The organism is Streptomyces sp. OR43 (assembly GCF_008042275.1).
Taxonomy (GTDB): Bacteria; Actinomycetota; Actinomycetes; order Streptomycetales; family Streptomycetaceae; genus Streptomyces.
This window is the reverse complement of the sequence record NZ_RDBK01000043.1, coordinates 2,958,404-2,983,135: the sequence shown is the minus strand read 5'-3', so window position 1 is coordinate 2,983,135 and position 24,732 is coordinate 2,958,404. Positions and strand designations below refer to the sequence as shown.

24 protein-coding genes, 1 tRNA gene and 1 pseudogene are annotated in these 24,732 nt (G+C 71.5%); 13 read left to right on the top strand and 13 right to left on the bottom strand.

What is annotated here, in order from left to right; all coding sequences use genetic code 11:
* Nucleotides 1–8: 8 nt before the first annotated feature.
* Entirely contained in the window at nt 9–1,916 is a 1,908-nt protein-coding gene (locus EAO72_RS32485; protein ID WP_261991701.1) for a family 20 glycosylhydrolase, read from the top strand.
* Between the two features lie 44 nt (nt 1,917–1,960).
* Here EAO72_RS32485 and EAO72_RS32480 read toward each other — a convergent pair whose 3' ends face one another.
* The 9 genes from EAO72_RS32480 to EAO72_RS32440 form a co-directional block, all read right to left on the bottom strand.
* On the bottom strand, nt 1,961–2,692 hold the full coding sequence (locus EAO72_RS32480) for a D-Ala-D-Ala carboxypeptidase family metallohydrolase (protein ID WP_148020642.1): 732 nt from the start codon (nt 2,690–2,692) through the stop codon (nt 1,961–1,963).
* A gap of 165 nt (nt 2,693–2,857) precedes the next feature.
* On the bottom strand, nt 2,858–3,496 hold the full coding sequence (gene def / locus EAO72_RS32475) for a peptide deformylase (protein ID WP_148020641.1): 639 nt from the start codon (nt 3,494–3,496) through the stop codon (nt 2,858–2,860).
* A 127-nt stretch (nt 3,497–3,623) separates the two neighbouring features.
* Complete coding sequence (locus EAO72_RS32470) at nt 3,624–4,616, bottom strand: tetratricopeptide repeat protein (protein WP_148020640.1); 993 nt, start codon at nt 4,614–4,616, stop codon at nt 3,624–3,626.
* A gap of 90 nt (nt 4,617–4,706) precedes the next feature.
* Nucleotides 4,707–5,999, bottom strand: coding sequence for an HD domain-containing protein (locus tag EAO72_RS32465; RefSeq protein WP_187285296.1), 1,293 nt, complete (start codon nt 5,997–5,999; stop codon nt 4,707–4,709).
* Nucleotides 5,996–7,453, bottom strand: a complete 1,458-nt coding sequence (locus EAO72_RS32460) for an HD-GYP domain-containing protein (protein WP_148020639.1) — start codon at nt 7,451–7,453, stop codon at nt 5,996–5,998. The genes EAO72_RS32465 and EAO72_RS32460 overlap by 4 nt, the downstream gene beginning before the upstream one ends.
* Nucleotides 7,454–7,566: 113 nt before the next feature.
* Nucleotides 7,567–7,887 carry a mycothiol system anti-sigma-R factor gene (gene rsrA, locus EAO72_RS32455; protein ID WP_148020638.1) on the bottom strand — a complete coding sequence of 107 codons (321 nt, stop codon included), beginning with the start codon at nt 7,885–7,887 and terminating at the stop codon, nt 7,567–7,569.
* A complete protein-coding gene (locus tag EAO72_RS32450; RefSeq protein WP_018105559.1) occupies nt 7,884–8,540 on the bottom strand; it encodes a sigma-70 family RNA polymerase sigma factor in 657 nt (218 codons plus the stop codon). Before EAO72_RS32450 ends, rsrA begins: the two co-directional genes overlap by 4 nt.
* Before the next feature lie 284 nt (nt 8,541–8,824).
* The gene (locus EAO72_RS32445) at nt 8,825–9,475 is read right to left on the bottom strand and encodes an alpha/beta hydrolase family protein (RefSeq protein ID WP_148020636.1); all 651 of its coding nucleotides are present in this window, start codon (nt 9,473–9,475) and stop codon (nt 8,825–8,827) included.
* Between the two features lie 50 nt (nt 9,476–9,525).
* Entirely contained in the window at nt 9,526–10,341 is an 816-nt protein-coding gene (locus EAO72_RS32440) for an SOS response-associated peptidase (protein WP_148020635.1), read from the bottom strand.
* A gap of 83 nt (nt 10,342–10,424) precedes the next feature.
* On the opposite strand from EAO72_RS32440, the gene EAO72_RS32435 reads away from it, so the two are divergent.
* The 4 genes from EAO72_RS32435 (at nt 10,425) to EAO72_RS32420 (ending at nt 14,000) form a co-directional block, all read left to right on the top strand.
* Nucleotides 10,425–11,138: a M50 family metallopeptidase gene (locus tag EAO72_RS32435; protein ID WP_148020634.1), complete on the top strand. Its 714-nt coding sequence runs from the start codon at nt 10,425–10,427 to the stop codon at nt 11,136–11,138.
* 52 nt (nt 11,139–11,190) lie between these two features.
* Nucleotides 11,191–12,531, top strand: a complete 1,341-nt coding sequence (gene aroA, locus EAO72_RS32430; RefSeq protein ID WP_148020633.1) for a 3-phosphoshikimate 1-carboxyvinyltransferase — start codon at nt 11,191–11,193, stop codon at nt 12,529–12,531.
* A gap of 3 nt (nt 12,532–12,534) precedes the next feature.
* The gene (gene rsgA, locus EAO72_RS32425) at nt 12,535–13,551 is read left to right on the top strand and encodes a ribosome small subunit-dependent GTPase A (RefSeq protein WP_148020632.1); all 1,017 of its coding nucleotides are present in this window, start codon (nt 12,535–12,537) and stop codon (nt 13,549–13,551) included.
* Between the two features lie 125 nt (nt 13,552–13,676).
* Nucleotides 13,677–14,000 (top strand): DMT family transporter, encoded by a 324-nt coding sequence (locus EAO72_RS32420; RefSeq protein WP_124716491.1) that lies wholly within the window; start codon nt 13,677–13,679, stop codon nt 13,998–14,000.
* Between the two features lie 16 nt (nt 14,001–14,016).
* On the opposite strand, the gene EAO72_RS32415 is transcribed toward EAO72_RS32420, so the two are convergent.
* Nucleotides 14,017–14,637, bottom strand: a complete 621-nt coding sequence (locus EAO72_RS32415; protein ID WP_148020631.1) for a TetR/AcrR family transcriptional regulator — start codon at nt 14,635–14,637, stop codon at nt 14,017–14,019.
* 153 nt (nt 14,638–14,790) lie between these two features.
* Here EAO72_RS32415 and hisN point away from each other — a divergent pair, with 153 nt between their 5' ends.
* From hisN to EAO72_RS44335, 4 genes and pseudogenes are all read left to right on the top strand, one after another.
* Nucleotides 14,791–15,591, top strand: a complete 801-nt coding sequence (gene hisN, locus EAO72_RS32410; RefSeq protein ID WP_148020630.1) for a histidinol-phosphatase — start codon at nt 14,791–14,793, stop codon at nt 15,589–15,591.
* A 196-nt stretch (nt 15,592–15,787) separates the two neighbouring features.
* Nucleotides 15,788–16,189 (top strand): CBS domain-containing protein, encoded by a 402-nt coding sequence (locus tag EAO72_RS32405; RefSeq protein ID WP_148020629.1) that lies wholly within the window; start codon nt 15,788–15,790, stop codon nt 16,187–16,189.
* Between the two features lie 154 nt (nt 16,190–16,343).
* The gene (locus EAO72_RS44340; protein ID WP_459112830.1) at nt 16,344–16,562 is read left to right on the top strand and encodes a helix-turn-helix domain-containing protein; all 219 of its coding nucleotides are present in this window, start codon (nt 16,344–16,346) and stop codon (nt 16,560–16,562) included.
* Nucleotides 16,556–16,855: pseudogene (locus EAO72_RS44335) on the top strand (integrase core domain-containing protein); the annotation flags it as partial. The gene EAO72_RS44340 and the pseudogene EAO72_RS44335, both read left to right, overlap by 7 nt.
* Before the next feature lie 171 nt (nt 16,856–17,026).
* Here the strand turns inward: EAO72_RS44335 and EAO72_RS32395 are convergent.
* Nucleotides 17,027–18,478 carry a catalase gene (locus EAO72_RS32395; protein ID WP_148020628.1) on the bottom strand — a complete coding sequence of 484 codons (1,452 nt, stop codon included), beginning with the start codon at nt 18,476–18,478 and terminating at the stop codon, nt 17,027–17,029.
* Between the two features lie 176 nt (nt 18,479–18,654).
* On the opposite strand from EAO72_RS32395, the gene EAO72_RS32390 reads away from it, so the two are divergent.
* From EAO72_RS32390 to EAO72_RS32375, 4 genes are all read left to right on the top strand, one after another.
* Nucleotides 18,655–19,074 (top strand): Fur family transcriptional regulator, encoded by a 420-nt coding sequence (locus tag EAO72_RS32390; RefSeq protein WP_148020627.1) that lies wholly within the window; start codon nt 18,655–18,657, stop codon nt 19,072–19,074.
* Nucleotides 19,075–19,348: 274 nt separating this feature from the next.
* The gene (locus EAO72_RS32385; protein WP_148020626.1) at nt 19,349–20,167 is read left to right on the top strand and encodes an ABC transporter ATP-binding protein; all 819 of its coding nucleotides are present in this window, start codon (nt 19,349–19,351) and stop codon (nt 20,165–20,167) included.
* A complete protein-coding gene (locus EAO72_RS32380) occupies nt 20,164–21,036 on the top strand; it encodes an ABC transporter permease (protein ID WP_148020625.1) in 873 nt (290 codons plus the stop codon). The genes EAO72_RS32385 and EAO72_RS32380 overlap by 4 nt, the downstream gene beginning before the upstream one ends.
* 32 nt (nt 21,037–21,068) lie before the next feature.
* On the top strand, nt 21,069–22,211 hold the full coding sequence (locus EAO72_RS32375) for an ABC transporter substrate-binding protein (protein WP_148020624.1): 1,143 nt from the start codon (nt 21,069–21,071) through the stop codon (nt 22,209–22,211).
* Nucleotides 22,212–22,307: 96 nt separating this feature from the next.
* Here EAO72_RS32375 and EAO72_RS32370 read toward each other — a convergent pair.
* Both EAO72_RS32370 and EAO72_RS32365 read right to left on the bottom strand, forming a co-directional pair.
* A tRNA-Met gene (locus EAO72_RS32370) sits at nt 22,308–22,381 on the bottom strand.
* A 161-nt stretch (nt 22,382–22,542) separates the two neighbouring features.
* Entirely contained in the window at nt 22,543–24,600 is a 2,058-nt protein-coding gene (locus EAO72_RS32365; protein WP_187285295.1) for a tetratricopeptide repeat protein, read from the bottom strand.
* Between the last annotated feature and the right edge of the window lie 132 nt (nt 24,601–24,732).

Below are 24,732 nucleotides of genomic sequence, written 5' to 3'. Positions count from 1 at the left end.
ACATCCGGATGACTGGACGAAGGACCATCGGGGCCGTGGTGGCCGCGCTCGCCGCCACTCTGCTGCCCTTGCAGGGCGCCTCGGCCGAGGACGGAGCGGCCGCCACCGCGCCGCCGCCCGAGGTGCTGCCGTCGCTGCGCCAGTGGCAGCCCGGCGAAGGTGAGTTCACCCTTACGGACCGGGCGAGGATCGTGCTGGACGGGGTGCGGGAGCAGCGCACGGCCGCCGATGCGGCGCGGTTCGCGGGCGAGCTCGCGGGGAAGGCGCCGGTCTCGCGGGGCACGGCCCGCGCCGGTGACATCGTGCTGCGCCAGGACGCCTCCCTGAAGGACTCGCTGGGCGCGGAGGGCTACCGCCTCGATGTCGGCGATCGGCTCACGGTCACCGCCGCGACATCGGCGGGCGTGTTCTACGGTTCGCGCACGGTGCTCCAGCTTCTGAACGACGACGGGCGGGCCGCGCGTGGCTCGGCGACCGACGTGCCGGCGTACCGCGAGCGCGGAGTCGGCGTGTGCGCCTGTTACATCAACGTCTCGCTGCCCTGGTTCGAGCGGCTGATGAAGGACATGGCCTCGCAGAAGCTGAACCAGCTCTGGATCGAGGCGAAGGTCAGGAGCGACGTCGACCCCGAGTCGGCGTTCTGGGGCTACTACACGAAGCCGCAGGTGCGCGCCCTGGTCGCGATGGCGAAGAAGTACCACATCGACCTGGTGCCGGAGATCAACTCCCCCGGCCACATGGACACCTACCTGGAGAAGCACCCGGAGCTCCAGCTCAAGGACAAGGACGGCGTCGCCTCGCCGCCCCGGCTGGACATCTCACGGCCCGAGGCCCTGACGTATTACACCTCGATGGTCGACGAGGCCCTGGAGGTGTGGGACACCCGCACCTGGCACATGGGCGCCGACGAGTACATGATCGGCTCCTCGTACCCGGACTATCCGCAGCTGCAGACGGCCGCCGCCGCGAAGTTCGGCCCCACGGCCACCCCCGACGACCTCTTCGTCGACTTCATCAACCAGGTCAACGCCCATGTGAAGGCCGACGGCCGGTCACTGCGGATCTGGAACGACGGCCTGATGGGCCGCAACGGCGTCGTCCCCCTCGACCGTGACATCACCGTCGAGCACTGGCTGGGCGGCGGCGCGATCCAGCAGCCGTCCGCGCTGCTGGCCGAAGGCCGCCCGGTGATGAACTCCGCGTACGCGCTCTACCTGGTGCGCGGTGGCTACACGACGCAGACCCAGAAGCTGTACGAGAGCGACTGGACGCCCCTGCGCTTCGAGGGCCAGACACTGCCGGCCACGGCGGCGAACCTGACCGGCGCGAAGATCAGCCTGTGGCCGGACAGTGCGGCGGCCGAGACCGAGAACGAGGTCGAGGCGAAGGTCTTCATGCCGCTGCGCTTCCTCGCGCAGGCCACCTGGGGCGGCCCGAAGCCGAGTGCCACGTACGCCGGTTTCGAGGCGCTGGCCCGCCGGATCGGGCACGCCCCGGGCTGGGACAACACCGACCGCACCCCGCTGGCCGACGGTACGTACCGGCTGACCGCGGGCGCGAAGGCGCTGGCCCCCGGCGCGGAGGCCGGGGTGTCGCTGGCCCGGGGCGCGAAGGCGGCCTGGACGCTGACGGCGACCTCCGACGGGTACTACACCGTGCGGTCCGCAGACAGCGGGCTGTGCCTGGAGGCGGCTCGCGGGAGGAAGTACCTGGGCGCCCCGCTGGAGGTGGGGGCCGAGCTGTCGCTCGGGACCTGTGCGGCGGGCGCGCGCACACAGCGCTGGCAGCTGGACGCCGGAGCCGGGTCCCTGGTCCTGCGCAACGCGGTCTCGCAGCTCCGGCTGACGGAGCGGGCCACGGACGGTGCCGCGGTGCAGACGACGGGCGGGACGCGCCTGACGGCGAAGTCCGCCTGACCGCGTCCGTGGGGCCCGCCGGTGCCGCGGGCCCCACAGACGTGTCAGATGCCGCAGTTGGGCGCCGACCAGAAGTGGCTGGGGCCCTGATTCACGTGGACGTGGTCGTTGTGGTCCGGGTAGCCCGGGCCGAGGATCCCGTTGAACCCGTGGTTACGGGCCTGCTGGGCCAGGGTGCAGAAGGCGATCCCGCCCAGGTCCGCCGCATCGCCGTACAGGTGGCGGCTGTTGGACGCCCCGCCGACCGCGCTGTTGCAGGAGGTGGAGCGGAAGCCGCTGTTGACGGTGATGGGACGGTCACCGAGCGCGTGGCGCAGCGCCTCCAGCTTCCACATGGTGCTCAGCGCGTTGGCCTTGGCCGTGCCCGCCGCGACGGCACCACCCGCCCAGGTGCTGTTGCAGTGGTTGAGCTCCGCGTACGTGAAGTGGGCCGGTGTGCAGTCGCCGTCCTGGAGGGCGTAGAGCTTGGACTGGGTGGCGGGGCCTGCGACACCGTCGGCGGCCAGTCCGTAGGCGGCCTGGAAGCGTTTGACGGCGGCCGTGGTGGCGGGCCCGTAGGAGCCGTCGATGGCGAGTACGGAGTTGTAGCCGGGGTATCCGGCCACCCGGATCTGTAGCTGGACGACATCGTTGCCCGTGGCGCCCGAGGAGAGGGTGCGGGTCCAGGTGTAGCAGTCGTCGGCCTGTGCGGTACCGGCGGTCACCACCGCCCCGCCCAGCGCGAATGCCATGGTCATGACAAGGCCGAGCAGGAGTCGTGCGGAACGTCTGAGCATGGGGGGCTCCCTACCACGAGAAGGTGTGGAGTGTGAGCCTGGCGGACGAGTCGACGCGCGTCAACTATGCGTGGAAGAACGCAAGTTGACGGTACGGGAACGCGGCGGGGCCCCGTCCCGGACGTGCCGGTACGGGGCCCCTCGCGCTCTGCGCGCTTTGCCTGGTCAGTCGTTCGGGACGACCTCGTAGCGCGGGGAGTTCTCCGCCATCTGGCGCAGCGCGTCCTTGCGGTCGCGCTTGGAGAGGCGGTCGATGTACAGGTAGCCGTACAGGTGGTCCGTCTCGTGCTGGAGGCAGCGGGCGAAGTAGCCGTCGCCCCGCACCTTGACGGGGTTTCCCTTGGCGTCCTGGCCGCGCACCACCGCGTAGTCCGGGCGGGCCAGCGAGGCGTACGCCGTCGGGACGGAGAGGCAGCCCTCGTTGGAGTCGTCCAGGACGCGCTCCTCGGGCGCCAGCTCCTGGAGCACCGGGTTGCAGATGGCGCCCGTGTGCCGGACCCCGTCGTCGTCCGGGCAGTCGTAGACGAAGACCTTGAGGTCGACCCCGATCTGGTTGGCGGCCAGGCCCACGCCCTCCGCCGTCCGCTGGCTGGCGAACATGTCGTCGATCAGCTGGGCCAGCTCGTCGTCGAACGCGGTGACGTCCTTGCACTCCTTGTGCAGGACCGGGTTGCCCACGACCGTGATCGGGCGCGAGGTGCCGCGCTCGCGGTGTGCCGCCTCACGCGCCTCGCAGTCCTCGGTGTCGATGAGGAACCCTTCCTCGTCGACGCTGATCTGCTCGTCCGTCTCCTGCTGCGCCATGTCCGCCGTACGCCTTCCTCACAACCTGAAACCCGGGATCCGCGGCTCGCGAGAACCCGGGCGCCCGAGCACCGGAATCGGTGCGCGTACAGCCTACGGGCACCCGCCCGCCGACTTCTTCGAGACGTCAGCAGACTTCTTCGAGATCCCGCCACTCACGGCTGTCCGGGCTGTCCGCCACCCAGCCGTCGAGCAGCCCGCGCACCAGCCCCGCGGGCGCCGCGAGACCGCACTCGCGCTCGGGCACCCAGAGCTCGCCGGCGGTGCGGTGGCCCAGCGGGCCGGGATGGCCCGGCTCGCTGTGGTCGTGCGGGTCGAGATGCTCGCCGTCGCCCTCGTCGCTCTCCATCCGGCTCTCCGAACAGGCCCGGCACAGCAGCCGGACGGACGAGGACCAGTCCTCGGCCGCGAACCCGGCGTCGGACGCCAGCTGCTCCAGCGCGTCCCGGTCCGCCTCGGTGGCCGCTTCCAGCAGCACCACCCAGGTGGGGACGGGGGACGGCGCCCACAGCTCGATCTCGTCGAACACGGGGTACGAGGGCCCGGCGGCGGTGATCCGCTCGCCGTGCGGGACCCCGTCGTGCAGGACGACCTCGCCCCAGCGCCGCCCGGACGAGGGCAGCGGGATCGACAGCACCTCGATCCGTGCCGGATCCAGCCTGCGGCCCCAGACGACCTCGGCCTCGCCCTCCGGCGACAGCCGCACGGCCGCGCTGCCCAGCTCCATGCCGACCGGCTCGCTGCCCGACGCCGGAGTCTGCTGCCCGCCACCGGGCACCTTCAGCCCATACGCCTGCCAGGCCCGGCGGGCCAGCGGCCAGTCCTGGAGTGCGGTGGCGGCGATCCCGACGTTCCACCAGTCGGGAGCGCCGGACTCCTTGTCGAGCAGCGCGACGGCCCGCAGGCCCGCGGCTCTCGCCTGTTCCCAGTCGTGCCGGAACTTGTGCAGCAGCGCCAGGTTGAACCATGACTCGGAGAGCCAGGGTTCCAGGTCCGCCGCTCGCGTCAGCAGCGCGCCCGCGTCCTCGTACCGGCCGTCGCCGATCAGCGTGAACGCGCGGTCCGTGGCCTGCCGCCAAGAGGCGGAGGGCCGATGCCGTACCTTCCCGAAGATCCTCACGATTCCCGCCTGTCCCGACTGGACACCCTCGTTTTCCGCTCTCTTCGCATCCAACCATGCCCGGCCGGACGCCCGCTCATTACCCATGGGTTACCCAGGCGGGACGGGGGTCAGACCGCCCCTGGCCAGAACCCTGGCAAGCGATTCCACCACCTGGGGCTGATAGTCACGGCCGGTCCCGAGCCTGAGCTGTTCCAGGGCGCCGAGCGGCCCGCCGATCCCTTCCCCGCACAGGTCGTCGTATGCGTTGACCGCCCGGACGATCCTGGCGGACAGCGGCTGCTCGCGGTAGGGGTCCGCCTGCTGTTCCACGACGACGGCGACCTCGGTGTCCACCCCGGTCTGACGGACCACGGCCCCGCCCAGCAGGGCGATCCGCCGCTGCTCGGCGGCCGGCAGGGACGCGGTCGCCCCGTCCGGTACCGGGTCGACGAGCGAGAGCTGGCCGATGTCGTGCATCAGCGCCGCGTACTCCAGGACGGTGAGGTCGGGCCCGGAGAGACCCATCTCACGCCCGACGGCCGTGCAGAGCACCGCCACCCTGCGGGCGTGACCGTGCGGGGTGTATCCGGCGATCTCGGTGGACCGGGCGAGCGAGGCGATGGTCTGCCGGTAGGTGGTGCGCACCGCGGCGAACCGGCGGAACGACACCTGGGTGAGGAGCAGCGGTACGCACAGGACGGGCAGCGCCCAGAGCCCGGCGACGGCGACCCCGAGCGCCATCACGGCACCGGTCGCACAGACCGCCGACCCGATGCCGCCCAGCGCCCGCAGCTCGTCGCGGAGCAGCGGCCCGTACGGGACGGGGGTCAGTCCGGCCGCCCGGAGGCTGCGGGGCAGTGTGCGGGCGCGCAGCAGCAGGGCGCCGAGCACGGCGTCGCACAGGGCGGTGAGACCGAGCAGGACGAGGAGGTAGGCCGCGTAGTACGGGCCGTCGCCGAACCACGTCGCGGCCCGGCCGGAGTTGTACAGCGGCTGGAAGCAGACGGCCGCGAAGGTGACGGTCAGGACGCGGCGGGCCACCTGGTCGGGCCCGGGCCCGCTGCCCCGCGCGACATGGGGCACGGAGGCGACGAGCTGCGCCGCGACGAGCACGGCGATCACCTGGAGCACCCCGTGGCTGGTCGGCTCCCCGCCGCTGCTCCCGAGCAGGGCGTACGCGAGCGCCCCGGCCGCGCCGAGCGGCGCGGGCTCCCGTTCCCCCGGCTGGGCGCCCCAGCGGGCCAGCTCACCGATGGTGATGAGCAGCCCGAAGGCGAGGGCGTGGCCGGGTTCGTGGACGCCGTGCCACAGGGTGTGCACCAGCCCGGCGGCCGCGAGCGCGAGGGCGGCGCCGCGCACGGCCAGGACAACGGGCGGCAGCCGTACCCACCGAGGGCTCACCGCGGACGGCCCGAGGCGCCGCGGTCGAGCCCGTCCGGCGCCGGATGACGCACCCGCTCCCGGGCCGACCCGGCGCCCGCTTCCGTGGCCGCGTCCTGCCCCCGCGGCACCGGAACCCGCGCCTCGTCCGCCGTCGCGGCCGCCGACCACCCGTGCCGTTCCAGGCCCCGCGCCAGCGCCCGGACCATCTGCGGGTCGAACTGGGTGCCCGCGCACCGCTTGAGCTCCTCCACGGCGGCCGGGACGGGGCGCCCCGGCCGGTAGGAGCGGGTCGACGTCATCGCGTCGAAGGCGTCGGCGACGGCGACGACGCGGGCGAACTCGGGGATCCGGCGGCCGGTCAGCCCGTACGGGTACCCGCTGCCGTCGAGCCGTTCGTGGTGGTGCAGGATCGCGGCCCGGGCCTCGCCCAGGAAGCCGATGCCGCGGACGATCTCGTGGCCGTACTCCGGGTGCAGTTCGATCACCCGGCGTTCCTCCGGCGTCAGGGGTCCGTCCTTGCGCAGCACCCTCGTCGGCACCCCGAGCTTCCCCACGTCGTGCAGGATCCCGGCGAACCGGAGCACCTCGATGCGCTCCTGCGCCATGCCCAGTTCCTGCGCGATGAGCACGGAGGCGCGCCCCACCCGTTCGCTGTGCCCCCGGGTGTACGTGTCCTTGATGTCGACAGCCTGCACAAGGGCCCTGATCGTGGCGCGGTGCGCGGCGTGCTCACGGTGGTACTGGGCGAAGACCCAGCAGGAGATGTACATCGGCAGCAGGACGAAGAGCGCGGCCAGTGGCCCGTACGAGCTGTGCCACAGGATCGCCATCATCAGCCCGGCGAGCCCGTGCACCAGGTGCGGGCCCAGCGAGCGCGGCAGCAGCCCGCTCCAGGCGCGCCGCAGGGGCAGCTGTTCCGCCACGGCGAGGATGGAGCCGTCCAGGGCGGTCAGGACGAGGCTGAAGACCAGCGCGGCGGTGCAGGCGGGCAGCAGGGCGTACGGGAGGTCGGGGAGCCGGTCCGGCCCCGGGCCGCCGAGCGCGGCGGGGCCACCCAGCAGGGTGTGCACCGACGAGGCCGCCCAGACGGTGACGGCCAGCTGGCCGGCCCGCCAGATCCGGCGGGCCGCGGCGGGCGGTTTCTCCACCCGTCCCACGAGCGAGCCCGGGATCGCGACCAGTGCGGCGGCCGGGGGCGGCAGCAGGAAGGCCGCGGCGAGCAGCAGGGGGAAGAACGATCCGGCACCGAGGGGCACGGAGCTGCCGAAGAACCGGCAGCGGCCGGGCAGTTCACAGACGAGACAAAGCCCGGTGAGCAGGCCTAGGGTGGTCCATGGGGTGCCCGCACCGGGACGCAGCGCGGGCAGGACGCACAGGACGGCGCCGAGCGCGACGGCCAGGATGTACGCCCCCGCCGCGCCACGTAACGCTCTCGTCCGATCCGCCCGCGCCGCGCCGCGTGTGGCTCTCACCCGATCCGCCCGCCCCCCAGCATCGCTGGCATCGCCAATGGAGGCGTCAGGCTAGCGAGTTGGGCGTCCCGGCAGAGTGCCGACGACTGCGATTAGCACGTTCGGGTGATGCGTCATTCGTTGGCGGCGGCCGGCAGCCCGGTGTCGGAGACCGTGACGTCCTGTTCCGGAACCGCCTGCCCGGACCGGATCAGGTCGATCCGGCCCATCACCTTCGAGCGCAGGTCGGCCGGGACGTCGTCCTGGCCGCAGCAGCGCTTCACCAGCTTCTTCACGGCCTGCTCGAGGCCGTACTTCTCCAGACACGGGGAGCACTCGCCGAAGTGCACCTCGAACTTGTCGCAGTCCCCCTCGGGCATCTCCCGGTCGAGGAACTCGTAGAGGTGGTCGAGGACCTCAGCGCACTCCGTCTCGTGCGGCTCTCCGCAGCTCATGAGCCCGAGCCTTTCCGATCGTCCGACTCACCGGCGCCCGCCGGGACGAGCCCGCGGTCACGGGCGTAGTCCTCCAGCATGCCGCGCAGTTGACGGCGGCCCCGGTGCAGCCGGGACATCACCGTACCGATGGGAGTCCCCATGATGTCCGCGATCTCCTTGTAGGCAAAGCCCTCTACATCGGCGAGATAGACGGCGATGCGGAACTCTTCGGGGATGGCCTGCAGCGCAGACTTCACATCGGAGTCGGGCAGGTGGTCAAGAGCCTGGGACTCGGCGGAGCGCAGACCGGTCGACATGTGCGACTCGGCACGGGCCAGCTGCCAGTCCTCGATCTCCTCGGCCGCACTGCGCTGGGGTTCGCGCTGCTTCTTGCGGTACGAGTTGATGAAGGTGTTGGTGAGGATGCGGTACATCCACGCCTTGAGGTTGGTGCCCTCACGGAACTGATGGAAGGAGCCGTACGCCTTGGCATACGTCTCCTGGACCAGGTCCTCGGCGTCCGCGGGGTTGCGCGTCATGCGCAGYGCGGCCGAGTACATCTGGTCGAGGAAACCGAGGGCATCGCGCTCGAAACGCGCGTTGCGCTCGGCGGTCGTCTCCTGCGGGCGGCCGTCGTCGGTCCCTGTGTCGGTCCCAGTGACCGGACCCACCTCCTCCAACGCTGTGGCGGAGCCGAAACCGGACCCGCTCGAATCGGAGAATAGTCGACCTTGGTCCGAGACGGGCTGTCGATCCGATCCGCTCAGTGCCCGCTCGGGAGTGGTCTTCGCCGCATGGAGCACTGTCCACTCCAGGTCAGCGGCGTCTGTGCGACGCGGGCAGATGGTCGAACCCATGCGACGGACTCCCTCTTCACATACGACGTTGGTGTACCGACGTCCCGAACAACAGCGGCCCCCCGTTCAACATTCCCGGGTCGGGGACCGGTTCCGGATCACACGATTCCGGCCAGCCAGCCGGTCACGGATGTGGTGAGGATCTCCATCGCCTGATCCTCGGTCAGCCCGGAGCGCTTGGGGACGGCGAAACCGTGGTCCCCGTGCGGCACCTCGGCCATCCGGTACTCCCCCGGCGGGAATTCGGCGGGCTTGCCGAACGGGTCGTTGCCGCCCTGGACGACGAGCGTGGGGAGGCCGGAGCCCAGGAGCTCGTCGGCACGGGACTTCTCCGGGCGGCCCGGAGGGTGCAGCGGGAAGCTGAGCGCGAGGACCGCCCGGGCACCGAGCTCCGCCGCGGTCCGGCAGGCGACCCTGGCCCCGGCGCTGCGTCCTCCGGCGACGACCGGAAGCCCCGGGGCCGCCAGCGCCGGCCACAGGCCGCGCCAGCCGGTGTCCAGGGTCTTCGGGGCGGGGGCGAGCTTCTTCCCGGCGACCCGCCAGGGCTGCTCCACCAGAGCCACGCTCACCCCGTGGGCGGGCAGCGCGGCGGCGAGGGCCTTGAGGTCCCGGGCCTCGATGCCGCCGCCCGCGCCGTGACCGAGCGCGAGCACGAGGCGGGGCTTCTTCGCGGGCAGCCAGGTGATCCGGGCCGTACCGGCCTCGGTCTCGGCCGTCTCGGTGCGGGGTTCCTTCTCGGTGGCTTTCACGCCCTCATCCAACCAACCCGCGGCGGGCTGCCCGAGGTGCGGCGCGTCCTTCAGAAGAGGGTGCTCACCTCGGGCGCGGCCAGCTCGTCCAGCAGCTCGGGCCCGTTGTTGCGCACGTTGCTCACAGCGGTGGCGACCGGGTAGGCCCGCATGAGCCCGCCGGGCGGGGGCGCGAGCAGTCCGCGCAGCTCCTCGACGTCGGTACGGGAGGGGTCCAGCCAGTCGTCCCAGCGGTCCGGGGTCAGCATCAGGGGCATCCGAGGGTGGATGTCGGCGAGGGCGGACGGTCCTTCGGCGGGCGCGACGGCCAGCGGGGAGGTCTCCGCCTCGGTCGTGATCACCGAGCAGGTCACCCACCAGGCCTGCGGGTGGTCGTCCGGCAGGGTGCGGTCGCGCCAGAACTCGTAGAGACCGGCCATGGCGAAGACCGATCCGTCGGCGGGCGTCACGAAGTACGGCTGCTTGCGGGGCCGCTTCTTCCGGCCCTTCTCCTCCAGCTGCCGCTCCTCGCTGCCGGTCACCCACTCGTAATAGCCGTCGGCCGGCAGGATGCAGCGCCGGGAGACGAAGGGGCGGCGGAAGGACGGTTTCTCGTGGACCGTCTCGGCGCGGGCGTTGATCATCCGGGCGCCGCCCTCGGGGGATTTGGCCCAGGAGGGCACGAGCCCCCACTTCAGGGCGCGCAGCTGGCGAACCGGACGCTGATCGTCGGCGTCCTTCACAGGACGTTCCAGTACGGCGTAGACCTCCTTGGTCGGCGCCACGTTGTAATCGGGTTCCAGCGCCTCGGCCGGTTCCCACTTCTCCACCTGGAAGAGTCCGGTCAGGTCCTCGGGCCGCCGACTCGCTGCATACCGTCCGCACATAGGTGCCAGACTGCCACGACCGTCATCCGGGCCGGAGCCCGATGACGTCAATGACGCCAATACCGCAAGGAGCCGCCCTCACCATGGACAGCACCGATCTCGGCAATCTGTGGGACCGCGTCTTCGGCACCCAGCCCGCCCCCGAGCAGTGGCTGGTGGTGGTGACCGCCACGGCCGCGCTCATCGCCGTCGTACCGAACTTCATATGGCGGTTGTCACGCAACGCGATCACCATCGCCCACGAGGGCGGGCACGGGCTGATCGCGCTGTGCACCGGACGCCAGCTCTCGGGCATCCGGCTGCACTCGGACACCAGCGGGCTGACGGTGAGCCGGGGCAAGCCGACCGGGATCGGCATGGTCCTGACCGCCGCGGCGGGGTACACCGCACCGCCGCTGCTGGGTCTGGGCGGCGCCTGGCTGCTGGTGAACGGCCGGATCACGCTGCTGCTGTGGCTGGCCACGGCGCTGCTCGCGGTGATGCTGGTGATGATCCGCAACGTGTACGGGGCGCTGACGGTCATCCTCACCGGATCGCTCTTCCTGCTGATGTCCTGGCTGGCGTCACCCGCCTGGCAGTCCCTGTTCGCGTACAGCGCGGTGTGGTTCCTGTTGCTGGGCGGCGTACGTCCGGCGTTCGAGCTGCAGTCCAAGCGGCGGCACGGCGGGGCACCGGACTCGGACGCGGACCAGTTGTCCCGCCTGACGGATGTGCCGGCCGCGCTGTGGCTGTTCCTGTTCCACGCGGTGTCGCTCTGTTCGCTCATCGGGGGCGGCCGCTGGCTGCTGGGGCTGTGAGCCCGGCCCCGCGCCGCCACGCCCCGTTTGCCCGACGCTCTAAAGTGACCTCATGACCGAAAGTTCCGTGCACCCCGCCCTCTGGCCCGCCCCTCACGMGAGCGGAGCCGTCGACGCCACCGTCACGGTGCCCGGATCGAAGTCGGTCACCAACCGCGCGCTGGTGCTCGCCGCGCTCTCCTCGGAGCCCGGCTGGCTGCGCCGCCCGCTGCGCTCCCGCGACACCCTGCTGATGGCCGAGGCACTGCGCGCGATGGGCGTCGGCATCGAGGAGACGGTGTCCTCCAGCTCGTCCGTCGCCGGCCGCCCCGAGGGCTCCGGCGAGGCCTGGCGGATCATCCCGGCCGGCCTGCACGGTCCGGTCACCGTCGATGTCGGCAACGCCGGTACGGTCATGCGCTTCCTGCCCCCCGTGGCGACCCTGGCCGACGGGCCGGTCCGGTTCGACGGCGACCCCCGTTCCTACGAGCGCCCGCTGACGGGCGTGATCGACGCCCTGCGCGTGCTCGGCGCCCGGATCGACGACGACGGCCGCGGCTCGCTGCCGATGACCGTGCACGGCGGCGGTGCGCTGGACGGCGGCCCGGTGGCGATCGACGCCTCCTCGTCCTCCCAGTTCGTCTCGGCGCTGCTGTTGTCGGCGCCGCGTTTCAACCAGGGCGTGGAGGTACGCCACACCGGCGCCCTGCTGCCCTCCATGCCGCACATCCGGATGACCGTGGACATGCTGCGGGCCGTCGGCGCCCAGGTGGACGAGCCGGAGACGGGCGGCGAGCCGAACGTCTGGCGGGTCTCCCCCTCGGCGCTGCTGGGCCGCGACCTGACCGTGGAGCCCGACCTGTCCAACGCCCAGCCGTTCCTGGCCGCGGCCCTGGTCACCGGTGGCCGGGTCACCATTCCGGACTGGCCGCTGCGCACCACGCAGCCCGGTGACGCGCTGCGCGAGATCTTCACCGCGATGGGCGGCAGCTGCGAGCTGACCGAGCACGGGCTGACCTTCACCGGCTCGGGCCGGATCCACGGCATCGACGTCGACCTCGGCGAGGTCGGCGAGCTGACCCCGGGCATCGCGGCCGTCGCGGCCCTGGCCGACTCCCCCTCCACCCTGAGCGGCGTCGCCCACCTGCGGCTGCACGAGACGGACCGGCTGGCCGCGCTCACCAAGGAGATCAACGAGCTGGGCGGTGACGTCACCGAGACCGCCGACGGCCTCCAGATCCGGCCGAGGCCGCTGCACGGCGGTACCTTCCATACGTACGACGACCACCGGATGGCCACCGCGGGGTCGATCATCGGCCTTGCCGTCCCCGGAGTGGAGATCGAGAACGTGGCGACGACCGCCAAGACCCTGCCCGACTTCCCGCAGATGTGGACCGGAATGCTCGGGGCCTGAGACATGCGCCGCTACGGCAAGAACCCCGACGAGGACGACATCCGGGTCCGCCCCAACCGCAAGGGCAACCGGCCTCGTACGCACATCCGCCCCAAGCACGAGGACGCCGAGGAGGGCATGGTCCTCACCGTGGACCGCGGCCGCCTCACCTGTCTCGTCGAGGGCCGTACGGTCGTCGCGATGAAGGCCCGCGAGCTGGGCCGCAAGGCCGCCGTGGTGGGCGACACCGTCTCCATCGTCGGCGATCTGTCCGGCGAGAAGGACACCCTCGCCCGGATCGTCCGGATCGGTGAGCGCCGCACCGTGCTGCGCCGGACAGCGGACGACGACGACCCGTTCGAGCGGGTCGTGGTGGCCAACGCGGACCAGTTGGCGATTGTCACCGCCCTGGCGGATCCGGAACCCCGGCCGCGCATGATCGACCGCTGTCTGGTCGCCGCGTACGACGGCGGGCTCTCCCCCCTCCTGGTGCTGACCAAGTCCGATCTGGCCTCTCCGGACAAGCTGCTGGAGGCGTACACCCCGCTGGGGGTCCCGTTCATCGTCACCAGCCGCGAGGAACTGGAGAACGGCGACGCGGCCGACCGGGTCCGCGAGCAGCTGCACGACCGGGTCACCGCGTTCGTCGGACACTCCGGTGTCGGCAAGACCACCCTGGTCAACGCCCTCGTCCCCAAGGACAGACGGCGCACCACCGGGATCGTCAACGCGGTCACCGGCCGCGGCCGGCACACCACCACGTCGGCGCTGGCGCTGCCGCTGCCGGACTACCGGGGCTGGGTGATCGACACCCCCGGCGTCCGCTCCTTCGGGCTGCACCACATCGACCCGTCCCGGGTCATCAACGCCTTCCCCGACCTCCAGCCCGGCACCGAGGAGTGCCCGCGCGGGTGCACCCACGACAGCCAGCAACCGGAATGTGCGCTGGACGCCTGGGTGGCGGCGGGGCACGCCGATCCTGCCCGGCTGGACTCGCTGCGCCGGCTGCTGTCCACCCGGGAGCGGCGCGAGGGCGACTGACGCCGTCCGCCGGAGGGGAGGCGAGAACGACCGGGCCGGGCACGTTTGCGATCACTCGCCACCGGTAAGTGCATAATCACGCTCAGCGGTACAAGGCGGTCACCTACGCGGGAGGGGCACGGACGATGGCGTGGCTGCTGGTCGTGGTCGCGGGACTTCTGGAGACCGGTTTCGCGGTCTGTCTCAAGCTGTCGCACGGCTTCACCCGGCTCTGGCCGACCATCGCCTTCTGCATCTTCGCCCTCGGCAGTTTCGGTCTGCTGACCATGTCGCTGAAGAAGCTCGACGTCGGACCCGCCTATGCGGTGTGGACCGGCATCGGCGCCGCGGGCACCGCGATCTACGGCATGGTGTTCCTGGACGATGTGGTGTCCACGCTCAAGCTGGTCTCGATCTCGCTGGTGATCCTCGGCGTGATCGGCCTTCAGCTGTCGGGCTCCTCGCACTGACGGCCGGCGACCGCGCTCAGGCCGCCACGTCCGGCAGCCGGTCCACCACCGCCCGTACCAGCGGAGCCCCGTCCTCCGCCATGCCCCCGGGGGACGGCACCAGCGCGTAGGACAGGGCGAGCCGCAGCGCGAGCTCGCAGGTCATGGCCAGGACCGCCCTGTCGTGCGGTGGGCGGCCCCCGTCCAGCGCGGCCACCGCCCGGTCCCTGACCTGTCCGAGGAGTTCGGCGGGTGTCGGCGGTCCGGCGTCGGCCCTGCGCTGGGCGGGCACGGCGGAGGCGGGGGGTCGCCGCGCGGCGGCGGGGTGGGGTAACCGCTCGCCCCAGCAGCCCGTGAGCAGCGCTCTGACCAGGGCGTTCGCCCGTGTGGCGCGGACCGTCCAGGCGGCGGTGGCGGCGAGCCTGTCGCCCGTGCCGCCGGCGGATCCGAGGGCCCGTTCGACGCCGGCGAGATAGCTGTCGGCGGCGCGGCGGACCAGGGCCCGGGCCAGTCCGTCCTTGCCGCCGAACTCGTTGTACAGCGTCTGCCGGGACACCCCGGCGGCCGCGGCGACGTCGACCATCCGCACGGTCGGCCAGGGCCGTGCGGCGAGCGCCGCGTGGGCGGCGTCCAGCAGTTCTTCCCGCGCTGTCGGCATCGTCGCCTCCCACGCCGGGGCCGTGTCCGGTACTCCGGACACGGCTCGGGGGCTCTGCGTTTCAGAGTTGAGGCGCTCCTGCGCACTGTCAAGGCCTCACGCAGCCTCCGGGGCCCTGTGGCTCCGTTCACCCGCGGTGGATACTGTGACGGCATGCCCGACTACCACGATGATCTGCGCCTTGCCCACGTGCTGGCGGACGCGGCCGACGCGACGACGATGGACCGGTTCAAGGCTCTGGACCTCAAGGTCGAGACCAAGCCGGACATGACGCCGGTGAGCGAGGCCGACAAGGCCGCCGAGGAGCTGATCCGCGGCCACCTCCATCGGGCACGGCCGCGCGACGCGATCCTGGGCGAGGAGTACGGGATCGAGGGGACGGGTCCGCGCCGCTGGGTGATCGACCCGATCGACGGCACCAAGAACTACGTGCGCGGCGTGCCGGTCTGGGCGACGCTCATCTCCTTGATGGAGGCCGGCGAGGACGGCTTCCAGCCGGTGGTCGGCGTGGTGTCGGCGCCGGCGCTGCAGCGGCGATGGTGGGCGGCGAAGGGCGCGGGCGCGTTCTCCGGCCGCAGCCTGACCTCCGCGACCAGGCTCAACGTCTCGAAGGTGGAGCGCATCGCGGACGCCTCGTTCGCGTACTCCTCGCTGACCGGCTGGGAGGAGCAGGGCCGGCTCGACGGTTTCATGGACCTGACCAGGGCCTGCTGGCGTACGCGTGGGTACGGTGACTTCTGGCCGTACATGATGGTCGCCGAGGGTTCGGTCGACATCTGCGCGGAGCCGGAGCTCTCGCTCTGGGACATGGCCGCGAACGCGATCATCGTCCAGGAGGCGGGTGGCCGGTTCACCAGCCTGGACGGAGTCAGCGGACCGGGCGGCGGGAATGCCGCGGCCTCGAACGGGACGCTGCACCACGAACTCCTGGGCTACCTGAACCAGCGTTACTGACCGTGCCGTACAGGGCCGCACGGCCCTGAGCAGCGCATGGAGCAGACGAGGGGCGTGCAGCACCACCGCACGCCCCTCGAACGATCTTCGCTCCCCCTTGTTGCCGCCTCATATCGGTGCAATTCTGAGAGTCCCCCCACTTGTGAACTTGTGAATCGACTCACAGGGTCGCTTCACGAAGGAGGTGGCTCCCTTCATGCTCGTCCGTGACGCCATGAGCACGATGGTCCTGACCATCGGCCCGACCCACACCCTCCGCCAGGCCGCCCGGCTGATGTCGGCGCGCCGGATCGGAGCAGCCGTCGTCCACGACCCGGACACCTGCGGGCTCGGCATCATCACCGAGCGCGACATCCTCAACGCGGTGGGATCGGGCCAGGACCCCGATTCGGAGACGGCCTCCACCCACACGACGACCGATGTGGTCTTCGCCGCACCCACCTGGACCCTGGAGGAGGCCGCCGAGGCCATGACGCACGGGGGCTTCCGTCATCTGATCGTGCTGGACGACGACGGACCGGTCGGCATCGTCTCGGTCCGCGACATCATCCGCTGCTGGACACCGGCCAGGCGGCATCCGGTGGAACTGGTCGGCTGAGGCGCCGTCCGGACGCACGACCGGCCGGACCCCGCACAGGGGAACCGGCCGGTCTCGCAACCGAAGGACTAGGTGTTCTGTCCCGGGAGGTTGTGGACGGGTGATGCAGGTCTCGACTGAGGGATCTTGAACGGGTGAGGGCCTTCCGGGTTCGGTGTGGATTGCGACGTCTACACCGACCAGAAAGGCCCTCGTGCCCCACCGTAATGCACCCCTGACCGAGACTGGACGGCTGCGGCTGGCCCGCTGTGTGGTCGAGGACGGCTGGCCGCTTCGCCGGGCCGCGGAACGCTTCCAGGTCTCCCCGACCACCGCCCAGCGGTGGGCCGGCCGCTACCGGGCCCTGGGCGAGGCCGGGATGGCGGACTCCTGACCGACAACGGCGCCTGCTACAAGTCCTACCTCTGGCGCGAGACCCTGACGGCGGCCGGGATCACCCACAAGCGAACCCGGCCCTACCGGCCACAGACCAACGGCAAGGTCGAACGCCTCAACCGCACCCTGCTCGACGAATGGGCCTACGCAAAGCCCTACCGATCAGAACAGGAACGACGCGACGCCTTCCCCTACTGGCTCCACTCCTACAATCACCACCGCGGCCACACCGCGCTCGCCGGCAAACCACCCGCCAGCCGCGTCCCCAACCTCACAGGGCAATACAACTAGGGCGTGTTTTGAAAGTAGCGCCGTCCGCCCGAAGGGCGGGCCCGGCGGCGTCTGGTGCGTGCGATCGCAAGGCGCGGCAATGGTCTCGTAGCGGAGCTACTAGGGCATTTCCGCAACGCCGCGAGCGTGCGTGCCAGGCGTCGCCGGGCAGGCGGGACTTTCAAACACGCCCTAGGCGCGCAGCGCCTGGACGGCCGCGTCCAGCCGCTTGCCGAAGTCCCCGTCGGCCTGGCGGAAGTTGTTGATCGCGCGCTCGGCGATGTCATCGCGCGAGACCTTCGCGATGAACCCGGCGAGGTTGTCGATCAGCCGGCTCTTCTCGTCCTCGGAGTAGAGCCGGTAGAGGTTCCCGGCCTGCACGAAGTCGTCGTCCTCGGCGTGGCTCGGCGCCTCGTGGGTACCGGTGCCGCCCGCGACCTGGGTGGGCTCCCACAGAGGGCGGTCGGTCTGGGCCGGGCCGCCGAAGCTGTTCGGCTCGTAGTTCTTCGCACCCTTGTGGCGGCCGTCGTACAGGTACCCGTCACGGCTGTTGGTGCGCGCCTCGGTGGCGTGCGGGCGGTTGACCGGCAGGTGGTCGGCGTTGATGCCGACGCGGTAGCGGTGCGCGTCGCCGTACGCGAAGAGGCGGCCCTGGAGCATCTTGTCCGGGGACGGGCCGATGCCGGGCACGAAGTGTGCGGGGCTGAAGATCGACTGCTCGGTCTCGGCGAAGACGTTCTCGGGGTTCCGGTTGAGCTCCAGCATGCCGATCTCGACCGGCGGGTAGTCCGCGTGCGGCCACACCTTGGTCAGGTCGAACGGGTTGAAGCGGTACGCCGCCGCTTCGGCCGCCGGCATGATCTGGACCTGCACGGTCCAGGACGGGAACTCGCCGCGCTCGATGGACTCACGCAGGTCGCGCTGGTGGCTGTCCGGGTCCTCACCGGCGAGCTTGTTGGCCTCGTCCTGGGTGAGGTTCCTGATGCCCTGGTCGGTCTTGAAGTGGTACTTGACCCAGAAGACCTCACCGGCCTCGTTGTTCCACTGGTAGGTGTGCGAGCCGTACCCGTTCATGTGGCGCAGCGTGGCGGGTATGCCCCGGTCCCCGAAGAGCCAGGTCACCTGGTGGGTGGACTCGGGCGACAGACCCCAGAAGTCCCAGACGTTGTCCGCCTCCTGGGAGCCGGTGTACGGGTCGCGCTTCTGAGTGTGGATGAAGTCCGGGAACTTGATGGCGTCCTTGATGAAGAACACCGGGGTGTTGTTGCCGACGAGGTCGTAGTTGCCGTCCTCGGTGTAGAACTTCAGCGCGAAGCCGCGCGGGTCCCGCACCGCGTCGGCGGAGCCGAGGTTGCCCGCGACGGTGGAGAAGCGCAGGAAGGTCTCGGTCTGCTTGCCGACCTCGGAGAGGAACTTCGCCCGCGTCCACTGCGAGACGTCACGGGTCAGCGTGAACGTGCCGTACGCGCCGGCGCCGCGGGCGTGCACGACGCGCTCCGGAATGCGCTCACGGTTGAAGTGCGCGAGCTTCTCCAGCAGCGACTGGTCCTGCACCAGAACCGGACCGCCGACGCCCGCGGTCTGGCTGTTCTGGTTGTCGGCGACCGGTGCGCCGGCCTCCGTGGTGAGCGGTCCCTGTGTCACGTGCGCCTCCTGCGTCGTTCCTGCGTATACGCCACGTCGTCATGCCGTCATGGCGAGCACAGCCTGTCCCTGGCCTATGTCGTATCTGATCCTACAATGGACTAAGTCCAAGTCAATGCAGCATCCAAATTCACACCCGTTCAGGAACCGGCGCCCGCCACTGCTAGGCTTGCGCCATGAGTGACCTGCTGGAACGACTCCGTGGACGCGGCTGGCGCATGACCGCACAGCGGCGCGTCGTGGCCGAGGTCCTCGACGGGGAGCACGTACACCTGACGGCCGACGAGGTCCACGCGCGGGCTGTCGCCAGGCTGCCCGAGATCTCCCGGGCCACCGTCTACAACACCCTGGGCGAGATGGTGACCCTCGGCGAGGTCATCGAGGTCTCCACCGACCGCCGGGCGAAGCGTTACGACCCGAACGCGCACCGCCCCCACCACCACCTGGTCTGCGCGAAGTGCGGCGCCATCCGCGATGTGCACCCGGCGGGCGACCCGCTCGCGGACCTGCCGGCCGGCGAGCGCTTCGGTTTCATGATCTCCGGGGTCGAGATGACGTACCGGGGCATCTGCCCGAACTGCGCCGCGACCACCTGACCTGGACGACTTCACTTCCGCGCCGACCGGACGTTCCGGTGGGGGCGCTTCGGCATGCCCCGGGCCGCCGCCCGCCGGGGTCGCCTGCCGCGCGTCCGGACCGGCACCCCTTGGGGCGCTATCGGCGCGCCCGGATCATCACTCCCGGACCGACCGGCCACCGCTCCGTCATCGCGCACCCCCTTCCCGAATCTGACGGGCCGTCATATCGTCATCGGCGATCACAGCCGCCCCCGCGACGGCTGTGCACCTCGATGTGCACGAGGAGACACCCGTGGGAGACCCGCACCCGAACCCACCCCAGGCAACCGCGCCCCCCGTCACCGCACCCAAACTCCGGGCCCAGGCACTGTCCCGTTCCTTCGGGCGCGGCGCCCGGGCCCTGGCCGCACTCGGCCCCGTCGATCTCGACATCGCGCCGGGCGAGTTCACCTGCATCGTCGGACCGTCCGGCTGCGGCAAGTCCACGCTGCTGAGGATCGCGGCCGGACTCCTGCGCCCGACCGCCGGTGAGCTGTCCATCCGCACGGCATCGCCCCGCCCGGCGGCGATGATCTTCCAGGACTACGGGATCCATGACTGGAAGACCGTCCTGGCCAACGTCCGCTTCGGCCTCGACATCCAGCGCGTGCCCCGCCGCGAGGCCGATGCCCGAGCTCGCGACTGGCTGGCCCGGCTGGGACTCGCCGAGTTCGCCGGCGCCTATCCCGCCGAGCTGTCCGGCGGAATGCGCCAGCGCGTGGCCATCGCCCGCGCGCTCGCCGTCGAGCCCGAGATCCTGCTGATGGACGAGCCGTTCGCCGCGCTCGACGCCCAGTTGCGCACGATCATGCAGGACGAACTGCTGGACCTCACGCAGACCACGCGCACCACCACCCTGTTCATCACCCACAGCCTGGAGGAGGCGATCGTGCTCGGCGACCGGGTCCTGGTGATGTCCGCCCGCCCGGGCCGGATCATCGCCGAACACCGTCCGCCCTTCGCCCGGCCGCGCACCGGCGACATCCGCGCGACCCCCGAGTTCACCGCGCTGAAGAGCGAGTTGTGGGAACTGCTGCGCGTCGAAGTACGCGGAGAGGCGGCGCACGCATGAGCACAGCCCTGAAGTCCACCACCGCCTCCGCGGAGCAGGTCCTGGTCCGCAGGCCGGGGCCGCAGGAGCTCCATCCCGTACGCACCCACCGCAGGCGCCGCACGCTGGAGGTCACGCTCGCCGTCGCCGTCCCCCTGCTCCTGGTCCTGCTCTGGCAACTGGCCGCCGCCAGATCCTGGATCGACGAACGCGTCTACCCCGCGCCCTCGACCATCCTCGCGGACGGCTGGGACCGGGCCGCCGACGGCGATCTGTGGCCGGACGTATGGGCGACGCTCAAGCGGGTCCTCGGCGGATACGCGATCGGCACGGTCGCGGGATACGCGCTCGGCCTGCTGATGGGCTCGCTCGCGCTCGTCCGGGCCGCGCTGGAACCCTTGCTCGACGCCCTCTACGTCGTACCGAAACTGGCGCTGCTGCCGGTGTTCCTCAATATGTTCGGCCTCGGTGAGGGACCGCAGATCGCCCTGGTCGCCGCCACCGTCTTCTTCTTCGTCTGGATCTCGACGATGGCGGCCGTGCTCGCCGTCCCGTCCGGACACCGTGACGCGGGGCAGGTGTTCGGCGCCTCGCCCTGGCAGATGTTCCGGCACATCCTGCTGCCCGCCTCGCTCCCCGCCGTCCTGGTAGGCGCGCGGATCGCCGCGGGGGTGGCCGTCCTGGTCATCGTCGCCTCGGAGCAGATCGCGGCCGCCGACGGGCTCGGGCACCTGATCTTCGACTCCCGCGCCCTGTTCCAGAACGACGTGATGTTCGTCGGGATCGTCTGCGTGGCCGTCCTTGGCGTCGTCTTCTCCGAAGTGGTGCGGATCGCGGGCAGGCTGCTCACCCCGTGGGCCCCGCGCGACCGCGGCCGCAGTCAGTCGTGAACGGTTCCACCCGCTCCCCGTAAGGAGGCACTGTGCGTACACGTACCCCTTTCACCTGCACCGTCGCGCTCGTGGCGGCGTCCCTGCTCGGCGCGGCGGGCTGCGCCGGGAACGACCCGTCCGACGCCGCCGCCGACACCGCACCGCGCACCGTCAAGCCGGTCGCCGGCTGCGGCGCCGGCGGCTGGACCGACCCCTCGGACCTCGCGCCCGACCGCGATCCCGCCCGCTGCGACAAGGGCGCACCGGCGCCGCAGCCGCTCGCGGAGAAGCGGAAGATCACCGTCGCCACCGGAACCCTGAGCGCCGAGTACGTCGCACCGCTCCAGGTCGCCGTCGCCAAGGGCGAGTTCGCCAAGGAGGGTCTCGATGTCTCGCTGAAGGTGCTGCCCACCCCGGACGCCCTGCCCCTGCTCGCCAAGGGCGATGTCGACGCGCAGTGGGCCGCGCCCGAGGCCGCGGTGATGAACGGCATCAACGGCGGCTTCGCCATCAAGTGGGTGGCGGGCAACTTCTCCCCGGACCCGACCTCCAAGAGCGGCCTGTGGGTACGTCTCAAGGACGGCGAGAGCGCCGATCACGTGGACATGGCGGGGCGGAAGCTCGGCACGATGATCGGCAAGGGCTCCGTGATCGCGTATCCGATGGACACGTCGCTGAAGAAGCACGGCGGCGGGCTCGACAGGATCAGCTTCCAGCAGCTCGGCTCCGCGGACGTGCTCACCGCTCTGCAGAACGGCGGCGTGGACTCCGCCTGGCTGCTCGACCCGGTCTGGCGGAAGGTGGACGGCGACAAGAAGTACGCGTTCCTCGGCGGCCAGCCCGTCGGCGAGCCGCTCGGCGGGCTGCTGTTCGGTCCGAACCTGCTGAACAAGGACCCGGACGCGGGCGTCGCCTTCCTCCGGGCCTACATCCGCACGGTGAACACCTACTTCGCCGGCGACTACAAGTCCGACCCCGCCTTCGTCGCCGAACTGGCCGGGCTCATGAAGACCGACGAAGCCACCCTGCGGTCGACACCGTCGATGCGGATGGACTGGGAGATCAGGAAGGGCACGACGGACCGGCTGCAGAAGGCGTACGCCGACTCCGGCGTCTCGACCGGGGACCCGGTACCGGAGGACAAGGCCGTGGACCGGGCCATGTACGGCGAGGCCGTGGGCCACAAGCCCTGAGCCGGGCCGGCCGGTGCGGTGCATGCATGTGCCGACCGTGTGCGACGCACGCACAGAGGGCCGGATCCTCGAAAGGATCCGGCCCTCTGTCTTCAGTAGCGGGGACAGGATTTGAACCTGCGACCTCTGGGTTATGAGCCCAGCGAGCTACCGAGCTGCTCCACCCCGCGTCGTTGTGATTGCAACTTTACGTCACGCTCCGGACCAGCGCAAATCCCTTTCCCGGGCCCTCCCCGGAGACATCCAGGGTCTTCCGTTTGGATCAGGCCGGACCCCGCTTCCTGATCCGGCCTGATCCAGACGAGAGGCCCCAGGGGGCCCGGGCGCGCCGCTACGCGGTCAGCTCCTGGTGCAGCGCCTCGCGCAGCCGCCCCGCGCGTTCCGCGACCTCCGCGGGCCCCAGCTCGACGGCGCGGGCGCACCACCGCTGTCCTTCGGTGAGCTCACCGCGCCGCGCGGCCAGCAGGGCGAGGCGCAGCGCGGCCCGCCCGTGTCCGTCGCCCGCGGCACGGCTCCACCACAGCGCGGCCTCGCGCTCGCTGCCCTCGCGGGCCAGCAGCAGTCCGAGGTTGAAGGCACCGTTGCGGCTGCCCGCCTCGGCCGCCTCCCGGTACCAGCGGCCGGCGCTCTCCACGTCCCCCCGGGCCGCGGCCAGCATGCCGACGCGGACCTGGGCGCGGCGGTGTCCCTGCTCGGCGGCGCGCTCGTACCACTCCTCGCACTCGGTCTTGTCCGGCATGGGCTCGCCGAGCGCGGGAGGCCCGGGCGGCGGCTGGCGCGCGTCCAGCAGCCCGGCCAGCCGGAAGGCCGCCTCCGCGCTGCCACCGCCCGCCGCACAGCGCAGGTGCCGTTCGGCCTCGCGTTCCTGGCCGTGGTGCAGCAGCGCCATGCCGACCTGGAGGGCGGCCTCGGTGTGGCCGGCCGCCGCGGCGCGCTCGTACCAGATCAGGGCCGTACGGTCCTCGTCGCGCCCCGCGTGCAGGATGCCGAGGTTGAAGGCGGCGTCGACGCTGCCGGCCTCGGCCGCCTTGGAGAACCAGGGCTCCGCACCGGTGGCGTCACCCGCCTGGAGCAGCAGGACGGCCAGGGCGTTGGCCGCTTCACGGTGGCCCGCGTAGGCGGCGCGCCGGTACCACTGCTCGGCCTGCGGCGTACGGTCCTGGGCCGCGCAGAGCAGCCCGAGGTTGTACGCGCCATTGACGTCGCCCGCGTCCATCGCCGCGCGGTACCAGCGCTCGGCGGTCTGCTGTTCGCCCCGGGCGGCGTGCGCCGCGCCGAGCGCGTTGGCGGCGTTGCCGTCACCGTCCTGGGCGGCCCGCAGCCACCACACGGCGGCGCTCTCCGAGTCGCCCGCGTCGCGCAGCAGGAAGCCGAGCGCGCAGGCGGCCCGAGCCTCTCCGGCCTTGGCGGAGATGAGGTACCAACGGCCGGCCTCCTTGAGCTCGCCGCGCTGTTCGAGGATGGCGCCGAGGTGAAGGGCCGCCCGGCGGTGTCCGCGTGCGGCGGACTGCCGGTACCACTGCTCGGCCTCGCCCATGCGTCCGGCGTCGGGGCCGGCGACCGGGCTGTCGTCCTTGCGCACGACGGACCGGCGCACGCCGGCACGCGCCTCGGACTCGGGACCGGTACGGGGACCCAGACCGGGGCGGCCGAACGCGTCGTGCGCGTCCTCGGTCGCGTTGCGCTCCAGCATGCGTGCAAGCCGGTACGCCGCCTCGCGGTGCCCCTGCTCGGCCGCGGCGCGCAGCCAGCGCTCCGCGCCGACGTCGCTGCGGTGTTCCAGCAGGTCGGCCAGGGCGTACGCCCCCAGCGCGTGGCCCTGCTCGGCGGACTGGCGCAGCCAGTACTCGGCCCCGGGCTCGTCACCGCGCTCGCGGTAGTGGCGCCCGAGGGCGTGTGCCGCCGCGGCGGAACCGGCGACGGCGGCGATGCGCCACCAGCCGGCCGCCTCGTCCGCGTAGCCACGCTGGTGCAGGAGGACACCCAGGTTGTTGGCCGCCGCGCGGTCGCCGTCCGCGGTGGCTCCGCGCAGGTACGCCTCGGCTCCGCTCAGGTCGCCCCGGCGCAGCAGCAGCGCGCCGAGAACGCTCATCGACACGGTGTCCCCGGCATCGGCGGCACGGCGGTGGCGTGCCTCGCTCTCGGCGTTGTCCGCGCTCGCCGCGGTCTCCGCACTCTCGGCGTTCTCCACGCCGTCGGCGGTCTCTGCGGTCTCTGCACTGTCGACGGTCGCGGCACACTCCGCAGTCTCGGCGGTCTCGATGTGGTCGTTGTACTGCGCGGCGGCACCGGCGAATGCCACATCCGCCACTTTTTCCGCCGGATGGACGCGCTGTTGCGCAAACCGCCCTGTCTCCAACAGAGTTGCCCTGTCCCCCATAAATACCATCGTCGCACCACCTGCAACCCGCGTATACCTGGTATATCGCGGCCCGTGAGGTCACTACAGCGTTTTGTCGACATGCCCACAGGGAGACAAGTCAAACACGCTCGTGCCCAACTAACGCCCCACGAACCGCAC

What these genes read in the sequence shown, in the direction of transcription:
- rsrA (WP_148020638.1), bottom strand. Translation starts at nt 7,887, where the DNA reads ATGAGCTGCGGAGAGCCGCACGAGACGGAGTGCGCTGAGGTCCTCGAC.
- EAO72_RS32365 (WP_187285295.1), bottom strand. Translation starts at nt 24,600, where the DNA reads ATGGTATTTATGGGGGACAGGGCAACTCTGTTGGAGACAGGGCGGTTT.
- EAO72_RS32380 (WP_148020625.1), top strand. Translation starts at nt 20,164, where the DNA reads ATGAGCACAGCCCTGAAGTCCACCACCGCCTCCGCGGAGCAGGTCCTG.
- EAO72_RS32485 (WP_261991701.1), top strand. Translation starts at nt 9, where the DNA reads ATGACTGGACGAAGGACCATCGGGGCCGTGGTGGCCGCGCTCGCCGCC.
- EAO72_RS32480 (WP_148020642.1), bottom strand. Translation starts at nt 2,692, where the DNA reads ATGCTCAGACGTTCCGCACGACTCCTGCTCGGCCTTGTCATGACCATG.
- rsgA (WP_148020632.1), top strand. Translation starts at nt 12,535, where the DNA reads ATGCGCCGCTACGGCAAGAACCCCGACGAGGACGACATCCGGGTCCGC.
- EAO72_RS32440 (WP_148020635.1), bottom strand. Translation starts at nt 10,341, where the DNA reads ATGTGCGGACGGTATGCAGCGAGTCGGCGGCCCGAGGACCTGACCGGA.
- EAO72_RS32405 (WP_148020629.1), top strand. Translation starts at nt 15,788, where the DNA reads ATGCTCGTCCGTGACGCCATGAGCACGATGGTCCTGACCATCGGCCCG.
- hisN (WP_148020630.1), top strand. Translation starts at nt 14,791, where the DNA reads ATGCCCGACTACCACGATGATCTGCGCCTTGCCCACGTGCTGGCGGAC.
- EAO72_RS32415 (WP_148020631.1), bottom strand. Translation starts at nt 14,637, where the DNA reads ATGCCGACAGCGCGGGAAGAACTGCTGGACGCCGCCCACGCGGCGCTC.
- def (WP_148020641.1), bottom strand. Translation starts at nt 3,496, where the DNA reads ATGGCGCAGCAGGAGACGGACGAGCAGATCAGCGTCGACGAGGAAGGG.
- EAO72_RS32420 (WP_124716491.1), top strand. Translation starts at nt 13,677, where the DNA reads ATGGCGTGGCTGCTGGTCGTGGTCGCGGGACTTCTGGAGACCGGTTTC.
- EAO72_RS32435 (WP_148020634.1), top strand. Translation starts at nt 10,425, where the DNA reads ATGGACAGCACCGATCTCGGCAATCTGTGGGACCGCGTCTTCGGCACC.
- EAO72_RS32390 (WP_148020627.1), top strand. Translation starts at nt 18,655, where the DNA reads ATGAGTGACCTGCTGGAACGACTCCGTGGACGCGGCTGGCGCATGACC.